2 protein-coding genes are annotated in these 1,669 nt (G+C 30.7%); both read left to right on the forward strand.

Going from position 1 to position 1,669, the window contains the following annotated elements:
- Positions 1-148 precede the first annotated feature (148 nt).
- Complete coding sequence (locus tag ACFWDE_RS30450; protein WP_000918598.1) at positions 149-445, forward strand: WXG100 family type VII secretion target; 297 nt, start codon at positions 149-151, stop codon at positions 443-445.
- Positions 446-570: 125 nt separating this feature from the next.
- On the forward strand, positions 571-1,669 hold a 1,099-nt coding region (esaA, locus tag ACFWDE_RS30455), incomplete at its 3' end, for a type VII secretion protein EsaA (RefSeq protein WP_377896393.1).

A 1,669-nucleotide genomic window follows, 5' to 3' on the forward strand; every position in this document is an offset into this window, starting at 1 on the left:
ATATAATATAATGTTATTATAGTGAAAGAGAAATTTTGGAAAAATATCATTTTTTTATTTAGAAATTTTTAAATTATTGATATAATCAATTTGTAGAATTGATTTTGGGTTAATTTTACTATTTTTAAATTTTAAGGGGGATTTAATAATGGCAGGACAAATTCGTATGTCACCAGAGGAGCTTAAATCGAAAGCGACTCGATATGGACAAGGTGCAAATCAAATTGAGGACATTTTACGTCAGCTACAAAACTTACAAAATGAATTAAGAGGAGAATGGGAAGGTCGTGCTTTCGAAGGTTTTGATCAACAATTTAATCAATTAAAACCAAAAGTACAAAACTTCGCAGAGCTATTACAAGAAATTAATATGCAGCTTAATAAAACTGCAGAGGCTGTTGCTAGACACGACGAAGATCTTTCTCGTAATTTCGGTCTACAATAAAAACGGGCAAAAGAAATATATAATTTAGCCATGCAACTTTCGTTGTATGGCTAAATTGCTTTAAAACTAGAGTAAGATAAGGAGTCCTTAACTTAATAGACTCGCAGCCGCAGGAGTGATAAGTAGTGAAAAAGTTTAAGTGGAGCATCTTGTTGTTTATTATTTTAGCTCTTGTGCTATCAACAGGAGTCTCCTATTTAGCATTAAATCAAAATGTTAAGAAAGCTAATGAGAATAGCACGCCAAAAATGACAGTTGCATTAGTAAATGAAGATCAAGGTACTGTATTTGAAGGGAATAAAATAGCGTTTGGAGATCAATTTGTTAAAAATGTAAATAAAAATACGAAACAAGAATGGTACGTAGTTAGTCGCGGAGTAGCAGAAAATGGTTTGAAAAATAATAATTACAATATGATGATTGTTATACCAAATGATTTTTCTAGGAAAGCAGTTGCGATTGATTCAGAACTACCAGAGAAATTAACGTTAAACTACAAAGTAAATGCAACTGGGAATAAAGATTTGAAAGCTGAGGCTGAAAATACGGCGTCTACAATTTTAGAGGATTTCAATAAGCAAATCATCGACGTTTATTTTGCAAGTATTATCGGTAAGTTGCAAGGTGCACAAGATAATATAGGTAAAATAATTGAAAAAGGAAACGTTCAAACAACTATGTACAAAAAAGATGTACACAGTCCTTTGGCAAATTACACAAATCAATTTAAAATAGTGCAAGATTATACTGGGGTTTCTGTTAATAGTTTTAAAGGATTTCAGGATGTATTAAAAGGGTTTGGTCAAACTTTAGATGAAGGAAATAAATCTAATAATACTTATTTGGAAGGTTTTAATAACTTTCAAAAAATGCAATCTGATAATAATTTGTTAGCTAATAATTTTTCGAGTCAATTTAATCAATCTATGAGTGAGATGGGTGCAGGTGATGCTTTAAAGCAGTTAAGCTCACTGGAATCGGCAAATAAAATTATTGCAAATCAATTTACGCTTTCAGAGAAAGAACCAAATATTTTAGCTGATGCTTCAGCAATTCAAAAATATTTAACAGATGTAAAAAAACAAGTGTCAGAATATGATACAGAACTTGCAGGAAAGTTAGAAAGTGATATTCAAGAGACGATAATTAAAAAGTTAAAGCAATCTATGTCGAACGATGGAAAGCAAGAAATCTTTATAAATACATTAATGAAACAACCAGATG

Origin of the sequence: Bacillus sp. NPDC060175, from assembly GCF_042728695.1 — a bacterium.
Classification (GTDB): Bacteria; Bacillota; Bacilli; order Bacillales; family Bacillaceae_G; genus Bacillus_A.

Coding starts and splice junctions, on each gene's coding strand:
- ACFWDE_RS30450 (WP_000918598.1), top strand. CDS start 149: ATGGCAGGACAAATTCGTATGTCACCAGAGGAGCTTAAATCGAAAGCG.